This is a genomic window from uncultured Paenibacillus sp. (genome assembly GCF_963515335.1).
Lineage (GTDB): Bacteria > Bacillota > Bacilli > Paenibacillales > Paenibacillaceae > Paenibacillus_I.
This window is the reverse complement of the sequence record NZ_CAUPYC010000088.1, coordinates 1-15,686: the sequence shown is the minus strand read 5'-3', so window position 1 is coordinate 15,686 and position 15,686 is coordinate 1. Positions and strand designations below refer to the sequence as shown.

Sequence of the window (15,686 nt, the reverse complement as noted above, 5' to 3'; positions counted from 1 at the left end):
ATCCCGCTTCCCTTGTCCCGTCCGGCTTGCCGGACATCGCAATTAGCTCTTTCATTAAAAATCTTCTCTAACCATTCCTGCCGGTTCACGGCTTACATTAGAGCCGCCTTCTGCACCGTTTTCGGCCTGGGCAGGCCAATGCGGTGTTTCCCCATCGTTTCAATGCCCCCGACGCCTTCCGCTCCGCTGATCGTTCCCCTCACGATATCCGCCAGGCTGATCGTATCGCGGATGGACGTGTGGCTCGCCTTCACGGCGATATATACCGGATCGAGCGCATGGATCAAAATACGGCCGGGCGAGCTGGCGAAATTCGCACCGGCTTGCAGCAGCGCTTCAAAATGGGATTGGCAAGCGCCGGCCACCACGACCAAGCTGTCGCGGTTCCGGTCATACTCGCGCGCCACCCGCACGGCATTCACAAAATTAAGCGAATTTTTGTAGCTGCTGAGATGTTGAAACCCTTCCTGCGGCCGGTGCGCCGTGTCCTCGACGCCGCCGGGCGGATGTTTCAGGACGCCGTCATGTCCGGTTATGACGACGATATCCGGTTGGATTCGGGGAAGCAGCCGGCGCAGCAGATCCGGCATTTGCGATTCATGCGCATGCACACCGTGCGCGGGCACGCGAAGCTGGCCGTACAGCTGCATGCTTTTACGCATGTACAAGCCGTCGCCGTCCAAATGCAGCACTCTACCCGGCACATCGAAATACATGTCGGCAGTCGGCGGCGTCCCCCTTCCCGCCGGTTCTCCCTCCCGCTCTTCATGCAGCCGTTGAGTTTGTCGTTGGAAGCGCCTCATCGTTTCATGCTCCTTCACCCGCACCTCGCGGACAGCGCCGGTCGACTCCGGGTCGTCGACGACCTCCAGGTCCGAGAACGGCGCATCGGCCAGCAGCCGATAGTCTGTTCCCTTCAGGATTGCCGAATGCCGCACGAACCCGTCAATCCGGAACAACACGTCGCCGCCGTAAGATTTACGCACGACAAAGTCCCCTTGTCTCATGGGCCAAATCACCTCTTCGTCTATCCTATGGGAGAACGCCAGGGTTGGTGAGCGTGGCGCACAACAAAAGGCCGGCCGATTATATCGGCCAGCCTTTGGCGAGCAGCGCGTTGCTGATGCGCGCATATTCCGCCAGCGACAGCGTTTCTCCTCTTCGTCCGGGATCGACGCCGCACGCTTGCAGCAGCTCCGCCGTCTCTTCGCGGCGTTCTTTGCCGAATAAGAGGGACAAGTTGTTGGCGAGCGTCTTCCTACGCTGGGCGAACGAGGCTTGCACGATGCGGAAAAAATGCGATTCGTCCTCGACATCGACAGGCGGCCGATCGCGCAGCGTCAGCTTGATGACGGCCGAATCGACGTTCGGCTGCGGAATGAATACGGTATGGGGAACCGCGCAGACGATTTGCGGCTCGCTATAGTACTGGACGGCGATGCTCAAGCTGCCGTAATCCTTGCCGCCGGGCTTTGCCGCCATACGCTCCGCGACCTCTTTCTGAATCATGACGACGATATGTTCGAGCGGCAGCCGATCCTCAAGCAGCTTCATCAGGATAGGCGTCGTTACGTAATAAGGAAGATTGGCGACCACGCTGATCGGATTCACGCCTTTATACCGTTCGGCGATGATCGCCTTCAGATCAAGCTTGAGCACGTCCCCGTGGACGACGCTCACATTATCGTAAGGCGCGAGCACCTCCCGAAGGATCGGGATGAGTCGTTGGTCGATTTCGACGGCCGTGACGGCGCCCGCCGTCTTGGCCAACCGTTCGGTGAGTGCGCCGATGCCGGGTCCGATCTCGAGCGCGCCCTTGCTTTTATCCAATTCGGCGGCCTCTACGATATTACCTAAAATATTGCCGTCGATAAGAAAATTTTGGCCGAGGCTTTTCTTGAATTGGAAGCCGTACTTGGCAATGATGTCCTTCGTCCGCTTCGGGGAGGAAACCTCAGGGACCGCCGCCCCGCGCCGCTCATCCGTCATCGTTCGTCTCCTCTCTCCTTGCCCGCTTCCATGGCCGACACCGCTTGTCCGAACTCCTCCCTGGAGATGCGGAACACCGTGCAGCGCTTGTGGAACTGTTTGCCGTTCGCATACCCGATTCCGAGCAGCTTCCCGAGCGCCAGCCTGCGGGCGGCCGCATCGGGGTGAACGATCAAGCCGGCGGCGATCATATCGTCCCATGTCACTTCGCCGCCGTCCTTGGAGGCCGCCTCGGAGCGCACCGAGGCTAATGCCCGCCTGATCGCTCCGGGCGCCGCATGCTCGATGCCGATGTCCCCCTTGTACGTCGCCTCTTCCTGCGGAAGAAAGGCATGCTTGCAGCCCGGCACGCGGGCGGCCACAATACGCCGAATCCGTTCGCCCGCATGATCCGGATCGGTGAAAATAATGACGCCCCTCCGCTCCGCCGCGAGCTCGATCCGCCGAAGCACCTCTTCGCCCGCCGCCGAGCCTCCGGTCTCAATCGTATCCGCGTCGACGGCCCTTTTAATCGCTGCGGTATCGCCTTTCCCCTCAACGACAATAACTTCTTTCAGCATTGCAGAAATTTCCTTTCCCGAAGCGCGGCTTCGCTGCAACCTAAGGGTGACCTCGATCGTCTAAAGCTATACATGGCCAACAAGATAAAAACCTCTACCGAAGCCGCCCGAAAAGAGCGGCCGCGCATAGAGGTTGGGACAGGCATAAAATCCCGTCAGTCTCATAGGATTAATCACGAGTTGCCGAACGGCTGTACAGCCTGTTATTAGGCCGCGGTCGGCTTATTCGGACCTAACACGTATACCGTAAAGCCTTTTTTCCTGCCGAACTTCAAAGCATACTGCCTGCTGTCATAGTAAACGTCGATCTTGTTGCCTTTGACCGCGCTGCCGGTATCCTCCGCACGGCGGAAGCCGATGCCCTCGATGTATACCCACCAGCCGATCGGAATGACCTTCGGATCGACGGCAATCGTACGGCCTTCTTTTACCTTGGCGCCGGATGCCGTAATCCCGAATTCGGGATCGCTTTTGCTCTTTCCGGTTGATTCCACGCCCGCCGTATAGGCGGTTAAGGTCACGTTCTTCAGCACCTTCTTCGCCTTGAACGAAACGCCCTGCTTCGAGACGGCCGCCGTTTCGGGCGACTTTGCCGACAGCACAACAACTTCCGGCTCCGGCTTCTTCGTACCGACAGCCACAATCTGATCCCGCTTCGACGTCTCCATAAACTTGGTCAGCAGCTTGGTTTCCACCAGCTTGCCGTCCGCGAACGTCTTCTCGAACTTTTTGACGATCAGGCCTTGCCGGCCTTTCTGAACAACCTTCGTTTTGCCGGTGTCCAAGTTCGGATCGTTTTTCTTGACTACCGTGAACGGCAGTACGTGCTCGGTCTCCGCAAGCTGCTTGTCGATCCGCACTACCGTTACGTTCATTCGGCTTTTGAGCTCCGTATTCAAGGATGGATATACCTTATCCTGCGCACGGATACTTATATCGGTTTGCCCGATCGCCGCTCCCACCGTTCTTGCCGTCGTGTAGAACGTTTCAGCCTTTCCATCCGCCTTCACCGTCACTTGCACCGCTTGATCGACAACGATCCGGTCGCCGTCTTTGACGGCCGCGCTGAGTGGCATCGATACCTGATCGTTAGGTCCGATCGTGATGGCTTGTTCATCCAATAGGCGTTGAAGGGACCATTGCTTGGTTGAAACAACGGTTTCTTGTCCATTCAATACTACGGAGACGCTTTTGTCAGCCGTTCCGTACACCAACACCAACAACATGAAAGTCATAGCGATTGAGATAATAGCGCTAAGCAGAATCAAACGCAAGTTTCCATGCTTCCATCGCAACGCGAAAGTCATGCTGGATGATCGTTGCCCATGGGATTCCAATACCCGGAACACACCCACTTCTTCGGTCCTCCTTCATAGCCCCGCCGTCATAGAGTGATGCATGATTGTCTTTGACGCGACTATATGTTATTTTCATGCGCCGAACAGCACGCACGCCCTGCCCCCAGAGATACGCCCGTTCGGTCCACCTCCCCTGTAACCCTATGTCGAGGCATTCTGCGATATTCGCAAAATAAAAGAAGCCGACGACAGAGGATCCTTCGTGGCTTCCGCGGAAGACAAAGATTCACATTGGGAAATGTGGATGCACGAGACGACCTCTCTATGTACGCTTGCGAGGTTAGCTGTCGGGTTCGGACATGAGAGTTGCCCTATTTCGCTCGGATCCTAAATATGGATCGTTGCAAAAATTCACCCCAAGAAGAATTCATATACGACGTGTCCGCTGTGGGTTGGCGTAGCGCCGTATCGGTTCCCCCGCTCTCCGAATGGAGATTAAGCGATCTGGAAATGGGATACAACATCAAGCTCTGAGGAAAATCATACAGCCTTTAGACCTACATTGTAAAGAACGCTTTAAAGACGATATATAGCTTATTTCCGGAAAATCCCGTAAAAAAGCTGCAATTTCGCAAACAAAGATTACTTTTTTCACCGGATAGATCTCGAATTCTCCCTTTCGTGATCAAAATCACCGAAACCCAAAACAGTTTTTGGCATTTTCCGTGGTGATCGTCTCAAGTTCGTTTCGGCTTATGCCCACAATTTCGGCCGCAGCCTCGGCCACATAAACCACGTGTCCGGACTCGTTCCGTTTGCCTCTGTAAGGCTCGGGAGCCAGGTATGGCGCATCCGTTTCCACCAAAATCCGGTCGAGCGGCACTTTGCCGAGAACCTCCTTCGGTACCCTCGCATTTTTGAACGTAACCGGTCCTCCGAAAGAAATATAGAAATTCATATCCAGGCATTGCTTAGCCGTCTCCCAACTTCCCGAGAAGCAGTGCATCACCCCTCCGACCTCCGACGCCTTCTCCTCCCGCAAAATCCGGACGATATCTTCATGCGCGTCTCGGTTATGAATCACGATCGGCTTGCCGATCTTCCTGGCCAGCCGGATTTGTTCGCGGAACACGCGATGCTGCACTTCTTTCGGTGAGGTGTCCCAATGGTAGTCCAATCCGATCTCCCCGATCGCCACCACCTTCTCGTGTTTGCACAGTTCCTCTATCCATTCGAGATCACCCTCGCGCATTTGTATGCTCTCCACAGGATGCCAGCCGACGGCTGCGTAAATAAAATCATATCGATCCGCCAGCGCCATCGTCGTCGGAATCGTCTCCCGATCGAAACCGATATTGATCATCTTGCCCACGCCGGCTTCAACGGCCCGGGCAATGACCGCTTCCCGGTCGTTGTCGAATTTCGGGGAATCCAAATGAGTGTGAGTGTCGATAAGCATGTCGCAACGTTTCCCTCCCTGCATATACCGATTGTCAAAGCTCGAAAAATTGTCGAATTTCTGTGTCGAAATGATTTTTGTGTTTCATTAGCGTCTCTCTTGGGTAATAGAGGTGAAACTTGCCTCTGTGCAACCCGGCGATCGAACGGATGATGTCGGACATGGCGGAGATATCCTCCAATTTGTCCTGGTCGCCGAGCATCAGAATAGGCGGCTTGTTCTCTCCTTCGGTTGTACCGGGTCGGTATACATGATACGGAAGATCGAACGGGTAATCAATCTCCAGATGGTAATCCGGGTGAAGTCCCGCAGACCTGAAAGCGTGGCGTATTCGTGACCAGAACGCTTCGTCGCGGTGGTCCATCGTAACGTATTTATAAAGCCTGCGGTGCAGAAAGCGGCGGCACAGCTCCGCAAGCAGCTCGTCCCGCTCCTGGATCCATTGCATGAACACGGTCTGAACGAGCGCTTCATCCAGCCGGTAATAGCCATTCACGTCAAGCGTGCCCTCGAATAAAGAAACGAGCGCATCGGGCATCTTCGACAAAAATCCGTAACTACCCGCATAAAGCTCCTTCGCTCTGCGAAAAATTTGGCGAAGAATGATTTCCGAGCTACGGGTGACTGGATGGAAGTACACCTGCCAATACATTTGGTAACGCGACATCAGATAGTCCTCTACGGCGTGCATGCCGCTTTCCTTCACCACAATGCGACCCTGGTAAGGCCGCAGCACACGAAGGATACGGTCCAAATCGAACATGCCGTAGTTGACGCCCGTATAGTATGCATCGCGAAGCAGATAATCCATGCGGTCGGCATCCATTTGGCTGGAGATCAGACTAACGACGATCGGCTTGTCGTACGTTTTGCAAATGACCGAAGCGACCCGTTCGGGGAAGTCCGGAGATACCGTTCGCAAGATGCGGTTCACTTCTGTTTCTTCTAATATAATACGGCAGGTCCAGGCTTCATGATGGGTGTCGAAAACGTCTTCGATCGAATGGGAAAAGGGGCCATGACCGACATCGTGCAAAAGGGATGCGCAGAGGCATAAAAGGCGTTCCTCCTCCGGCCAGTCGGCGTACCGGCTTCGCTCGAATTGCGATATGATTTTGCGCGTTATTTCGTATACGCCGAGCGAGTGGGAGAAGCGGCTGTGTTCCGCGCCATGAAACGTCAAATAGGAGGTGCCCAGCTGACGGATACGGCGAAGCCGTTGGAATTCCTTCGTATTGATCAAATTCCAGATGGTCCGATCCTGCACATAGATATACTTATGAACCGGATCTTTAAATACCTTTTCTTCAGCCAAATCGTAACGCACGCCCATCACCTCTTGGATTGGAAATAGTGATTCAAACACTGGGTAAAATTTTCGATTTTGTCGAATGGTGTCGTATTTAATCTTCCAGGTTTTGTGTCGATTTTTACCAAATATCTTTCGACATTACCCATATACATAGGAATTTGGATGATAAAAGAAATTCAATTCCTTAAATTACGGTTGACTATTATGGGAATGGTTGGTACGATGGTAAAAATAAAAAAGTAAAATTGTGTCGAATATTGTAGAACCATATTTTGAGAGGGGAAAGATAGATCATGATGAAATCCACCGGTATCGTACGTAAAGTTGATGAATTGGGCCGCGTCGTCATTCCGATCGAATTGCGCCGTACGCTCGGCATTGGAGAGAAGGACGCTCTGGAAATCTACGTGGACGGCGAGCGCATTATGCTCAAGAAATATGAGCCGGCCTGTATTTTCTGCGGCAACGCGGAGAACGTCACTTATTTCAAGGGCAAAATCGTTTGCAATGAATGCATATCGGAACTGCCGGCACCGGTTGCGAAATAATTTAATTAATTAAGGATTTGCGGATTTCGGATACTGCCGGAAAGAAATAGGTTATCAAATTCCGAAATATAAGTTATAATAGAAACATCCTGCCAAGTTAATTCTAACCTTTTTTATACTCCTTATTGCCTTCCTGTGCTAGAACCCGGCCGGGAAGGCCCTTTTTTGTCTTTTTTCGGCTTCCGGCCGGACAAACAACCCCCTTCGGTCAGCCCTCCGGTTCCGACTGTTCACGCTCCGCCGTTTCCGCTATGTACGCATTGTAAATCTCCCTCTTGGTTACTTCCCTATCCGCCGCCGCTTTCTTCATCGCTTCCTTCCGGTCGCCGGATTCGGACTCATAATGCCACACATGCGCGGTAACCGTTAGATTTTCCCACCACCGGTCGTTCGCCGGACCATCGCCGCTTGCCGCCATAGCCGATGGATCCGCGCCGTGGACAACCAAACAATATTCGCCCCGCGGGGGATGCCGCTCCAATAGTTCCAGCGCCTCCGCGATCGTGCCGCGAGCCGTCTCTTCATGCCGTTTCGTCAATTCCCGTACGAGCGCGATTCGCCGGTCTCCCCATACGTCCAGCATGGCACGCAACGTCTTCTTAATCCGATGAGGGGCCTCGTAAAAAAGCAGGGTTTCCGTACAATGCTTCAACTCCTCGAGCCATCGGATCAAAACCTTGGGCTCACGCGGCGGAAAACCCGCGAATTGGAATCTTTCCGTCGGCAGACCCGATACGATCAGCGCCGATAAAGCGGCATTCGGCCCGGGTATGGGTACGACCGGTATTTCCAGTGCAGCCGCATCGCGAACAAGATCCGCTCCCGGATCGGAGATGGCAGGCAATCCGGCGTCACTCACGAGCGCCACCGAGCTTCCTTCCTTCAGCAGCCTGATCAACTCCGGACCGCTGGCCGCTTTGTTGTGCTCATGATAGCTGACCAGCTTCGTCCCGATTTCAAAATGAGTCAGCAGCTTCCGGGTTTGCCGTGTGTCCTCGGCAGCGATGAGATCCGCTTCCCGCAGCGTGCGAATCGCCCGAAAACTCATATCCTCCAGGTTGCCGATGGGCGTGCCGACTACATACAACGTTCCTTGCCCCGTCGATCCGGCGCCTCCGCCGAAGCTTTTTTGCACCTGCATCGTCATCCTTCATGATCCTTCTTTCCCGCCGGATTATCCCCATAGTAGATGTGCATGAGCTCCGCATTGTATTCCTTCTTACTATTATAGACGATTAACGGAGGCAGTACCTTCACATCCGGCTTGGCGTCCCGCATCGCTTCGACGAGCACCATATTCGCCGCCTCTTCCGCGCGCGGGTGAACGAAACGAATGCGCTTCGGTTCCAGCTTGGCGCGCGTGAACGAATGGATGATTTCGATCAGCCGGGAAGGACGGTGCACCATCGCCACCTTGCCGCCCGATTTTACAAGCCTGGCGCATGCGTTCACGATCTCCTCAAGCGTGCCGTGCATTTCGTGCCGGGCGATCTCGACATGTTTATTGATATTGCGGTCCCCTCCCGTGATCGCCAGATAGGGCGGGTTCACGGTTACGGCGTCATAGGCGCCGTAACCGCTTTGCCGATGAAAGGTGCGCAAGTCGCCTTCATATATGGTTACCCGTTCATGCAGCCCATTCAATCTCACGCTCCGCCGTGCCATATCGGCCAGACGGGGCTGAATTTCGACGCCGTCGATTGCCGCTTTTGTTCGTGTAGAGAGCAGTAAAGGAATGACGCCGTTGCCGGTGCACAGATCCAGTACTTTTCCGCGTGCGGGCATGGCGGCGAAACGGGAAAGCAGCACCGCGTCCATCGAGAAGCTGAAAACCTCGTGGCTTTGAATGATTCTCAAATCGTGTGTCAACAGGTCGTCCAGCCTCTCGCCGGGCAGCAACCATTCATCGATATCGGACAACAGTCATTCTCCTTCTCTGCCGTCTGATGCACCGGCCTTTTGCTCTGCAAAAGAGGACCCCTTCGGGTCCTCCTCTCGAGTCCTGTTATTTGTTTAGGAACGACAGGCAGAACAAACAGTCGCCCTCGGTTCTCAAATGGCCGTAATACACGTTGCAAATATGAAACCCTTCGTGGTACAGCCGCGCCAGATTGTCATAGCCCTCCCCCACCGGCGGCTGAAGCGGATCCGGGTACGATTCGGGGTCGGTGTCGATATTCTCATCGGCGTTCCGGCTCGCTGCCGGCGGATGTGCCGCGGTTTCCCGTTTCAACAACTTGCGGAGCTGCTGATTCTCAATGCTGAGCCGCTTGTTCTCCTCGAGGAGCGATTTGATCTGCCGTTTCATGTCGCCGATCTCGTCGCTTAACGCGCTCATGCTCGTCTCCAGCTTGCCCATCTGCGTGAAAAGATCCTTGTTCTCCAATTTCCCACCCCAGAGATGCACGAAACGTCTCGCCCGTTATTTTACAACGCAATCGTCCAACGGAAGCTCCTTCGGCTTGCCGCCCCCTTCAAAGAGCGCGACATACACCGTTCGGGAGGCTGCATTGATGCCCGTCACTTTCCCTTCACCGTAAGAGGTGACTACGATTTTGCCGACTGCGGGAAGCTCCTCGCGCACGCTTTCGTAGTTGTCATGCTCATACTTCAAACAGCACATCAGACGGCCGCACAATCCGGATATTTTGGTCGGGTTAAGCGACAGATTCTGATCCTTCGCCATCTTGATCGATACCGGTTCAAAATCTCCGAGCCAGGACGAACAGCAGAGTATGCGTCCGCACGGTCCGATGCCGCCCAGCATCTTCGCTTCATCCCGGACGCCGATCTGCCGAAGCTCGATACGGGTGCGAAACACGCTGGCCAAATCCTTCACCAGCTCGCGGAAATCGACGCGGCCTTCGGCGGTGAAGTAAAAAATAATCTTGTTCCGGTCGAACGTGAACTCGACATCTACCAGCTTCATCCGCAATTGATGATCGCGGATCTTCTCCATACATGTCGAGAACGCGTTCTTCGCCGCCGTCTTGTTCTCTTCCACGACACGCGCATCGATATCGTTGGCGATCCGGATGACGCGCTTAAGCGGCAGCACGACATCCGATTCTCCAACCTGCTTTTGTCCGACAACCACTTTACCGTATTCGACGCCTCTCGCGGTTTCCACAATCACATGCTGATCCTTGTCAACAGGATGCGCGGCCGGGTCGAAGTAATAGATTTTGCCCGCTTTCTTGAAGCGGACACCCACAACATTATACAAGGACGTAGCCCTCCTGTAATTTCACTAAAAACTGCTCCATGGCCAACTGAGGGGACACATGCGCGCGAATCCGTTTGCCCGCCTCCAGCACCAGCTCAATCGCTGTCACCCATGCTTCGGGCGGACGAGTGAACGCATGCTTGCCCAACCAGTCGATCTGATCTATAAACACAACACGGTCTCGCCTTCCGGCTTGCACGTTCAACAAATCTTTATACCACAACGACAACAACGGAATCAACAGCTCAGGACGCTCGCCCAGTCCGCCTTTGACCAGGTGCTGGCCCGCCGTCACGATCGCCGACGGAAGCCGCCCGAGACTGTCCTTTCCCAATTGTATCACTACGTTTCTCGTTTCTGCAAACCCCTCTTGCGGGATTAACGCCCGGCAGCCCTCAATCCCCGATGCCAAATGCACGGCCGCGCGGGCCGCCAGTTCGGGTTGCCCCTCCTTAAGCAGCGTCTCGAGCATCTCTTCCGGCGAGACCGGAAGAAAAGGCACCAGCTGCGACCTGGAGCGGATCGTCGGGAGCACGGCATGAGGGTTGTCGGTAATGAGGATCGCAACTACGGGAGAAGCCGGCTCCTCAAGAAACTTGAGCAAGCCGTTCGCGGCTTGCGGCGTCATTTTTTCGGCTTGCTCCATCATGTAGATTTTGCGCTTCGATCCGGCTGCCCGGTACGACAGCTCGCGCTGCAGATCCCTGATCTGGTCGATTTTAATCGACGACCCGTCCGGGACAATCACATGCAAATCCGGCTCGTTCCCATGCTCGAACTTGCGGCATGCCAGGCACTGCCCGCAAGCATCGTCGCCACCCGATAAACAGAACAGTGTCTGGGCGAAAGCCATCGCTGCGGCTTTTCGTCCCGTGCCGGGAGGACCGGCAAATAAATAAGCATGCGACACGCTGTTCCGGCGAATGGCGGATTGGAGCATTCGTTTCGCTTTCGATTGGCCGGCAACAGCTTGAAATCCCATGGCAATCGGTTCTCCGTTCTATATCTTGTTCATCACATCCGGGACTCTGTCTAGAAAAAAAGGTTGACCAGCATGCCGCGTATCTCGCCGACCGTACCGAGCAAGGCAATACGGCCCTGTTCGGTCCTAAGCAGCTCGTCCGCCATTAAGACAAGCTTCTCGTCGATTTCCTCGAGCAGCTTGTAGCGCTTCGTCCTTCCTCTGCGGTCCCAGCCCTTCGTTTCTTTCAATCGGATGCCGCGGCGTACCGTATCCTCAAGAAACTGCTTAACCATATGCCGGTACAGCTTTAACTCGCGAACGGTCATGGAACGCGCGAACCGCTCGCCCTGCTTATGAATATCGTTCAGCTTCCGCTGCAATTCTTCTTCCGTTCGCTGCTGCTCCTGGCCGCCCATAATATCCGCGAAACTTTTCGCTTGGAGCGGCCGGGCAGAAGCTTCACCCCTCGTTCGGTCTTGGCCGAGCGGTCGAAAACCGGGATTGATTTTCATTTAACGTTCACATCCGGGGTTGCAAAATAATCCGATCGGCTGTGCGAAGACCCCGATCCGCTCATTCAGAAATGCTCGAATCGTTCGACCGGCAGTACGAAAACGGCGGCGCCGCCCACCTGTACTTCCACTGGAAAAGGCATATACGAATCGGTGGAGCCGCTCATCGGAGATACGGGGGTAACGAGTTGGTCACGCACTTTGCAATTGTTCCGGATAACCTGCAAAACATCCGACACGCGCTCATCTTCTATCCCGATCATAAAGGTCGTATTGCCGGCCCGCAGAAATCCGCCGGTACTGGCCAGCTTGGTGGCGCGGAAGCCTTCATTCACAAGCGCATTCGACAATCGGTTGCTGTCTTTATCCTGCACAATGGCGACGACTAGCTTCATCCTAACCCCTCCAATGTCTTAACATAATTCTATTATATATTATTTGACATTCATGTGTGTAAACCCTTTAATTCGACGACTCGTTTCCTCAATCGCCCGCATCAGCACCGTGTACTCATCCGACTCGGCGTCAATCCTGACGATCCGTCCCGGAAAACGTTCCTGCAGCAGCTCATAACCTTCCCGAACGAGCCGATGGAACGCTATGCTTTCCAGGTCAAGCCGGTTGATTTCACGCTCATCCGCGGCCCGGATCCGGCCGAGGCCGATTTCCGGGCTAATATCCATATAGAGTGTCAGATCGGGCATTGTGCCGTCAACGGCGAACCGGTTAATATCCCAAACCGCGTCCACTCCGAGCCCGCGGGCATGTCCTTGATAGGCCAGAGAGCTGTCCACGAACCGGTCGCACAACACAACGGCCCCCCGGTTCAAAGCGGGCAGCACCTTCTCGGCAAGGTGCTGACGACGGGCCGCCGCATAAAGCAGCGCCTCCGTCCGGGGATCCATCGCCGTATTATTTTTATCAAGAATAACCGCCCGTATCGACTCGGCTATCGGAATGCCGCCCGGCTCCCGAGTCACCGCGACCTCATAGCCTTGCTCGGCCAACCACTCCGCCAATCGAGCAATCAGCGTTGTTTTGCCTGCCCCTTCTCCGCCCTCGACGGTTATGAAAAATCCTTTTCCCACGGTCCTGCTCCTTCGTGATCGATTATAATCATGATAACAAAGCGCCCGGCAAACATAAACCCCAAAACATCCTATACTCTAACGGCTATGCATGGCATCGGACTTGAACACCTTCAGAAAGCCCATCGATGCGTCGGAAGCATTCTGGAACCGGGCGCCCGCCGCTGCGAGCGAACGAATTGCGCTTATGGCCTCCCGGCTGATCGACTCGCCCGCATAAACCAAAGGAATGCCGGGAGGATAAGGAATAACGGGTTCCGCCGCTTTTCGGTCCAACGCATCGATTAGCGGAACCATTTCCGCAACCTCGTCAGCCGGCAGCATTCTGCTGATCAAGAAGGGGCTTCCGATGCGTTCAGCGTGACCGTACACGTTAATGACCTCATGATGATCCATGCGATCGGCTGCGTTGTCGGATGCCTTTTCTGTTAATCCCGCTTGACCGGCAATATCCCGCAATGCTTCATACAATTTATCGGCGTCCTGCCCGGATGAGCGTACACCGAAAATAAGAACAACATAACGTTCGTCCGCCATTTCGGCCCAGCAGTTGCGCTCGGACAGCAGCTCAAGCAATTGAAAGCCGCTGAGTGTGCCCGTCCGGTCGTATAATACGATTCGGAAAGGATCCAGCCTGATGCCGCTTAGCGTAAGGTCGCTCTCCTCTAAAAGCGTATACACCGACTCCAGTTCCCTCATCCCACGGCGGAAACGGCTCACGGTAATCAGCCCTTTATCGAACAAGGCGGAACCTTCGGCGGCGACCATTGCCCGGGCAATATCGAGGGAAGCCATTATCGGGTAGGAAGGGCTGGAGCTGTGTATCAACGTAAGCGCATGGCGCAGCGCGCCTCTGGAAATATGATCGCCTGATACGTGCAGCATGGCACCCATCGTAAGCGCGGGAAGCGTTTTATGCGTGGATTGCACGACCGCATCCGCTCCGGCCTGCAAAGCCGAAGGCGGAAGCGCAGGGTGCAAGCCCAGATGGGCGCCATGAGCTTCGTCGACAAGCAGCGGCAAGCCCATTCGGTGCGCAAGACGCGCATAATCGGTTAGATCGCTGCACACTCCGTAATAATTGGGGGTGCTCAGCATAACTCCCTTCGCATGAGGATTACGGCGAATCGCTTCCTCTACGTCCTCCAGTGCGGGGATTGTCGCCAATCCGGACGAAGAGTCCGTCACGGGGGATATGAATACGGCATAGGCCCCAGCCAGCATCAGGCCGTGCAAAACCGATTTATGTATATTTCGCTGAACGATCAGCGTCTCGCCGGGAGCGCAAACCGCCAGAATCATCGCCAGGTTTCCGGCCGTGCTTCCCCCTGTGAGAAACAGCGTTTCGTCCGCTCCGAAGCAGGCGGCCGCCAATTGCTGCGCTTCTCGAATAACGCCCTCGGGATGGTGAAGATCATCCGTATCGGACAACTCGGTTACATCAATGGCCATAATATTGTGAAACCGCTCATATGGACTTCCTGCGGCTTGGGTACCGTTTTTATGACCCGGGACGTGAAAGCTTAGAGGACCGGCTTGAAGACGGTCGACCAGCGCTTTATATAATGGCGCATGAAACGGTGTCATCATTCGTGGCTTGGATCTCCTTCATTCATCCGTTTTCTTCTATTGTAAACGATGAAGCGGATAAAAAAGAACCGTTCCTTTGACGGGACGGTTGATTACACGTTATTCTGCACCCAGATCTGCTTCAGCTGATGGACAAAAAACGGATATTTCTCATCCTTTACATCCGTCCGCACGATTTCAAACTCGCACGCCTCACAAATAAATTCCGTGACGATGTGAATGCCCATGTCTTTGAGCTGTCCGCAAATAATGCAGCAGGTGCCGCTTGTTTCGTTCATTCGAATCCCGCCTTTAACCCGTTATCTCTTACCTATTAGTATGCCACAGACTCTACCAGTTTATACGGAGTTTCATAGCCCATTTCAAATATTTTTACAGCATATGCGTTCAGCGCTTATTTGGTTCCGGTTCCGGAGCAAATGGATATGCCGAGGCGGTCACCATTCATTTCCGAACGTTCGGAACCGATATTGTGTAGAAAGAAACATTTTTTGTCGGAGGACAGTCATGGCGCAAAGGGAACAAAAGCTTGCGGAACAAGCGACGGTCTATCATTACCAATTGGTACGAAAAATACCGATGCATAAAGAAACGATCGCCGGCTATTTGTCGATTGTCCTGATGTTCGGATTATTCCAAGGTTCTATGTACGGGACCGAAGGCGTACTGGCTTGGATGCTGGGCTTGCTCGGGATTCAACTGGTTCATTTTATTATTATTCGGCTTACAATGATCCGTGTCGATGAACAGGACGACAGGCGATGGAGCTGGCGTGTTGCCGCCCCCTGGATCGGATATGTGCCTGTTCAAATGGTCGAGCACGCTCTGTTCCGGAGGCTTCACCGCCATCTGTTGTGGTTCGGATTATGCGTCATCACTGTCGTCTATCCATGGGTCACGGAGCCTTATATGATCAGTTTCATTTGCTGGCATCTTTGGACAATTGCTCCGCGGATGGCCATACTGCGGAAACTACGCAAAAACCGCCGGGACGGCGTATTAAAGCTTGAGTCGGCCGACGTAAGCTTCTACCATCGTTAAAGAAACGTAAAGACACGACAACAAACCCGTTAAGCGCTGCCGGTCAGGCAGACTTAACGGGTTTGTTCGTGCTTGGCAACGTCCTACTCTCCCGGGACC

Annotated in this window: 18 protein-coding genes and 1 riboswitch; of the genes, 2 read left to right on the top strand and 16 right to left on the bottom strand. The window is 54.4% G+C overall.

Annotated elements, in window-relative coordinates; all coding sequences use genetic code 11:
* Nucleotides 1-92 precede the first annotated feature (92 nt).
* From yabG to RWM61_RS18770, 6 genes are all read right to left on the bottom strand, one after another.
* Complete coding sequence (gene yabG, locus RWM61_RS18795) at nt 93-1,007, bottom strand: sporulation peptidase YabG (RefSeq protein WP_314003670.1); 915 nt, start codon at nt 1,005-1,007, stop codon at nt 93-95.
* Nucleotides 1,008-1,086: 79 nt separating this feature from the next.
* Nucleotides 1,087-1,989, bottom strand: coding sequence for a 16S rRNA (adenine(1518)-N(6)/adenine(1519)-N(6))-dimethyltransferase RsmA (rsmA, locus tag RWM61_RS18790; protein WP_314003668.1), 903 nt, complete (start codon nt 1,987-1,989; stop codon nt 1,087-1,089).
* Complete coding sequence (rnmV, locus tag RWM61_RS18785; RefSeq protein WP_314003666.1) at nt 1,986-2,549, bottom strand: ribonuclease M5; 564 nt, start codon at nt 2,547-2,549, stop codon at nt 1,986-1,988. The genes rsmA and rnmV overlap by 4 nt, the downstream gene beginning before the upstream one ends.
* A 206-nt stretch (nt 2,550-2,755) precedes the next feature.
* A complete protein-coding gene (locus RWM61_RS18780) occupies nt 2,756-3,904 on the bottom strand; it encodes a ubiquitin-like domain-containing protein (protein WP_314003664.1) in 1,149 nt (382 codons plus the stop codon).
* 256 nt (nt 3,905-4,160) lie between these two features.
* A riboswitch (cyclic di-AMP (ydaO/yuaA leader) is annotated at nt 4,161-4,359 on the bottom strand.
* Nucleotides 4,360-4,538: 179 nt separating this feature from the next.
* Nucleotides 4,539-5,306 (bottom strand): TatD family hydrolase, encoded by a 768-nt coding sequence (locus tag RWM61_RS18775; RefSeq protein WP_314003662.1) that lies wholly within the window; start codon nt 5,304-5,306, stop codon nt 4,539-4,541.
* A gap of 34 nt (nt 5,307-5,340) precedes the next feature.
* Nucleotides 5,341-6,639, bottom strand: coding sequence for an HD domain-containing protein (locus RWM61_RS18770; RefSeq protein ID WP_399539016.1), 1,299 nt, complete (start codon nt 6,637-6,639; stop codon nt 5,341-5,343).
* Between the two features lie 272 nt (nt 6,640-6,911).
* On the opposite strand from RWM61_RS18770, the gene RWM61_RS18765 reads away from it, so the two are divergent.
* A complete protein-coding gene (locus RWM61_RS18765) occupies nt 6,912-7,166 on the top strand; it encodes an AbrB/MazE/SpoVT family DNA-binding domain-containing protein (protein WP_314003658.1) in 255 nt (84 codons plus the stop codon).
* A gap of 208 nt (nt 7,167-7,374) precedes the next feature.
* Here the strand turns inward: RWM61_RS18765 and rsmI are convergent, their stop codons facing one another.
* The 10 genes from rsmI to RWM61_RS18715 form a co-directional block, all read right to left on the bottom strand.
* A complete protein-coding gene (gene rsmI / locus RWM61_RS18760) occupies nt 7,375-8,313 on the bottom strand; it encodes a 16S rRNA (cytidine(1402)-2'-O)-methyltransferase (protein WP_314003656.1) in 939 nt (312 codons plus the stop codon).
* Entirely contained in the window at nt 8,310-9,089 is a 780-nt protein-coding gene (locus tag RWM61_RS18755; protein ID WP_399539019.1) for a tRNA1(Val) (adenine(37)-N6)-methyltransferase, read from the bottom strand. Before RWM61_RS18755 ends, rsmI begins: the two co-directional genes overlap by 4 nt.
* 82 nt (nt 9,090-9,171) lie before the next feature.
* Nucleotides 9,172-9,552 (bottom strand): DNA replication initiation control protein YabA, encoded by a 381-nt coding sequence (locus tag RWM61_RS18750; protein WP_314003672.1) that lies wholly within the window; start codon nt 9,550-9,552, stop codon nt 9,172-9,174.
* 36 nt (nt 9,553-9,588) lie between these two features.
* The gene (locus RWM61_RS18745; RefSeq protein ID WP_314003652.1) at nt 9,589-10,392 is read right to left on the bottom strand and encodes a stage 0 sporulation family protein; all 804 of its coding nucleotides are present in this window, start codon (nt 10,390-10,392) and stop codon (nt 9,589-9,591) included.
* Nucleotides 10,385-11,374 carry a DNA polymerase III subunit delta' gene (gene holB / locus RWM61_RS18740; RefSeq protein ID WP_314003650.1) on the bottom strand — a complete coding sequence of 330 codons (990 nt, stop codon included), beginning with the start codon at nt 11,372-11,374 and terminating at the stop codon, nt 10,385-10,387. The genes RWM61_RS18745 and holB overlap by 8 nt, the downstream gene beginning before the upstream one ends.
* A 50-nt stretch (nt 11,375-11,424) precedes the next feature.
* Nucleotides 11,425-11,868, bottom strand: a complete 444-nt coding sequence (locus RWM61_RS18735; RefSeq protein WP_314003648.1) for a YaaR family protein — start codon at nt 11,866-11,868, stop codon at nt 11,425-11,427.
* 65 nt (nt 11,869-11,933) lie between these two features.
* Nucleotides 11,934-12,263, bottom strand: coding sequence for a cyclic-di-AMP receptor (locus tag RWM61_RS18730; protein WP_314003646.1), 330 nt, complete (start codon nt 12,261-12,263; stop codon nt 11,934-11,936).
* A gap of 39 nt (nt 12,264-12,302) precedes the next feature.
* The gene (gene tmk, locus RWM61_RS18725) at nt 12,303-12,956 is read right to left on the bottom strand and encodes a dTMP kinase (protein WP_314003644.1); all 654 of its coding nucleotides are present in this window, start codon (nt 12,954-12,956) and stop codon (nt 12,303-12,305) included.
* A gap of 78 nt (nt 12,957-13,034) precedes the next feature.
* On the bottom strand, nt 13,035-14,546 hold the full coding sequence (locus RWM61_RS18720; RefSeq protein WP_314003642.1) for an aminotransferase class I/II-fold pyridoxal phosphate-dependent enzyme: 1,512 nt from the start codon (nt 14,544-14,546) through the stop codon (nt 13,035-13,037).
* A 92-nt stretch (nt 14,547-14,638) separates the two neighbouring features.
* The gene (locus tag RWM61_RS18715) at nt 14,639-14,824 is read right to left on the bottom strand and encodes a sigma factor G inhibitor Gin (RefSeq protein WP_314003640.1); all 186 of its coding nucleotides are present in this window, start codon (nt 14,822-14,824) and stop codon (nt 14,639-14,641) included.
* A 229-nt stretch (nt 14,825-15,053) separates the two neighbouring features.
* Between RWM61_RS18715 and RWM61_RS18710 the strand changes: the two genes are divergently transcribed.
* Nucleotides 15,054-15,587 carry a transposase gene (locus RWM61_RS18710; protein ID WP_314003638.1) on the top strand — a complete coding sequence of 178 codons (534 nt, stop codon included), beginning with the start codon at nt 15,054-15,056 and terminating at the stop codon, nt 15,585-15,587.
* Nucleotides 15,588-15,686: the final 99 nt, after the last annotated feature.

What these genes read in the sequence shown, in the direction of transcription:
- RWM61_RS18720 (WP_314003642.1), bottom strand. Translation starts at nt 14,546, where the DNA reads ATGATGACACCGTTTCATGCGCCATTATATAAAGCGCTGGTCGACCGT.
- rsmA (WP_314003668.1), bottom strand. Translation starts at nt 1,989, where the DNA reads ATGACGGATGAGCGGCGCGGGGCGGCGGTCCCTGAGGTTTCCTCCCCG.
- RWM61_RS18715 (WP_314003640.1), bottom strand. Translation starts at nt 14,824, where the DNA reads ATGAACGAAACAAGCGGCACCTGCTGCATTATTTGCGGACAGCTCAAA.
- RWM61_RS18765 (WP_314003658.1), top strand. Translation starts at nt 6,912, where the DNA reads ATGATGAAATCCACCGGTATCGTACGTAAAGTTGATGAATTGGGCCGC.
- rsmI (WP_314003656.1), bottom strand. Translation starts at nt 8,313, where the DNA reads ATGACGATGCAGGTGCAAAAAAGCTTCGGCGGAGGCGCCGGATCGACG.
- RWM61_RS18730 (WP_314003646.1), bottom strand. Translation starts at nt 12,263, where the DNA reads ATGAAGCTAGTCGTCGCCATTGTGCAGGATAAAGACAGCAACCGATTG.
- rnmV (WP_314003666.1), bottom strand. Translation starts at nt 2,549, where the DNA reads ATGCTGAAAGAAGTTATTGTCGTTGAGGGGAAAGGCGATACCGCAGCG.
- RWM61_RS18735 (WP_314003648.1), bottom strand. Translation starts at nt 11,868, where the DNA reads ATGAAAATCAATCCCGGTTTTCGACCGCTCGGCCAAGACCGAACGAGG.
- RWM61_RS18775 (WP_314003662.1), bottom strand. Translation starts at nt 5,306, where the DNA reads ATGCTTATCGACACTCACACTCATTTGGATTCCCCGAAATTCGACAAC.
- holB (WP_314003650.1), bottom strand. Translation starts at nt 11,374, where the DNA reads ATGGGATTTCAAGCTGTTGCCGGCCAATCGAAAGCGAAACGAATGCTC.
- RWM61_RS18710 (WP_314003638.1), top strand. Translation starts at nt 15,054, where the DNA reads ATGGCGCAAAGGGAACAAAAGCTTGCGGAACAAGCGACGGTCTATCAT.
- RWM61_RS18770 (WP_399539016.1), bottom strand. Translation starts at nt 6,639, where the DNA reads ATGGGCGTGCGTTACGATTTGGCTGAAGAAAAGGTATTTAAAGATCCG.
- yabG (WP_314003670.1), bottom strand. Translation starts at nt 1,007, where the DNA reads ATGAGACAAGGGGACTTTGTCGTGCGTAAATCTTACGGCGGCGACGTG.